Here is a 1,396-nt window from a genome sequence, read left to right as displayed (position 1 = left end):
TAGAAATGTCCGCCTGGAAGAGTAGAGAGGCAAGGACGAATGACGCAGGAGCGGATAGAGATGAGCGAGCGGGAGCTCAAGCGGTTTGCGGTGCTGCAGCAAGTGATCGATGGGAGCCGAAGTCAGGGGCAGGCTGCGCTGGCATTAGGCTTGTCGGAGCGGCAGATTCGGCGCTTGCAGCGCGGGGTGGAGCGGGAAGGGGCACGGGCATTGATCAGTCGACGCCGTGGCAGGCCCTCCAACCGAAGTGTAGAGACGACGGTCCGCGAGGGCATCCTGGCGCAGGTGCGGGCACGCTATGCGGACTTTGGCCCCACCTTGGCAGCGGAATATCTGCGCGCAGATGGCTATACCGTATCGAAGGAGACGCTGCGTCGCTGGATGATCGCTGCGGGCCTGTGGCAAGCCCAGCGCAAGCGGCGCACCCGCCTGCACCCACCCAGGCCGCGCCGAGCGCGACTGGGGGAGTTGGTCCAGATCGATGGCAGTCCCCACGATTGGTTCGAAGGCCGTGGGCCGCGCTGCACCCTGATCGCCTTCATTGACGATGCCACCAGTCGGGTCTTGTATGCCCGTTTTACACCGGTAGAAAGCAGCCAAGCCTATCTGTCCGCCCTACAGACCTACGTCACGACTCATGGCTGCCCCGTGGCGCTCTACAGCGATCGGCACAGCATCTTCACCAAACACAACCCAGAAGACACCGAACCCACACAGTTTCAGCGTGCCACCGAAGCCTTGGGAATTGCCACCATCCAGGCCTTGAGCCCACAGGCCAAAGGTCGGGTAGAGCGCCTGTTCCAAACGCTTCAGGATCGCCTGGTCAAGGCCTTGCGCCTGGCGGAGATCAGCGATCAGGATACCGCCAACGCTTGGCTCCCCCAGTACCTGCAGCAACACAATGCGCGCTTTGCCGTGGCGGCTTGCGACGACGAGGACGCCCACCAACCCTATGACGGAAGTCCAGAAACTCTCGCCCGGATCTGCGCCATCCACCACCGCCGTACCCTATCCAAGGACCTGGTGCTGTCCTTCCAACGACAGCGCTACATCATCCAGACCGGTGGCGCCCCACGCTATGCACTGCGCGGACGGAGGGTCGATGTCGTGGTCCATGCCGACGGGCGAATCGAGCTGGTAACCGGCGGCGAAGTCTTGCTCTACAAGGTCTTCGATTCGCCCCAGGAAATCCCTCACCCTGTCGATGACAAAAGCCTCAACGCTCGCGTCGATGCGATCCTGACTTCCCGACGTTGGTCAGAAAAATCCCGGCCTGCTGCCGACCATCCTTGGCGTCGTTACCCCACCGTAGATCGTCCTGGAAAGTAATCCATACCCAGGAGAACCGGACATCTCTATCTTGCCCAACACCGGACATTTCTAATGTGCTTTGACA

Annotated in this window: 1 protein-coding gene; it reads left to right on the top strand. The window is 61.5% G+C overall.

Annotated features, from left to right (window positions below):
• The first annotated feature begins 39 nt into the window (after positions 1 to 39).
• Positions 40 to 1,329, top strand: a complete 1,290-nt coding sequence (locus ACOJVU_RS06750; RefSeq protein WP_421529068.1) for an ISNCY family transposase — start codon at positions 40 to 42, stop codon at positions 1,327 to 1,329.
• Positions 1,330 to 1,396 lie beyond the last annotated feature (67 nt).

The organism is Mycobacterium sp. THU-M104 (assembly GCF_049197365.1).
Taxonomy (GTDB): Bacteria; Actinomycetota; Actinomycetes; order Mycobacteriales; family Mycobacteriaceae; genus Mycobacterium.
The sequence above is the reverse complement of the archived record's forward strand: the minus strand, read 5'-3'. Positions and strand labels throughout refer to the sequence as shown.

Bases quoted from the DNA above. Each gene is read 5' to 3' on its own strand.
- ACOJVU_RS06750 (WP_421529068.1), top strand. From the start codon at position 40: ATGACGCAGGAGCGGATAGAGATGAGCGAGCGGGAGCTCAAGCGGTTT.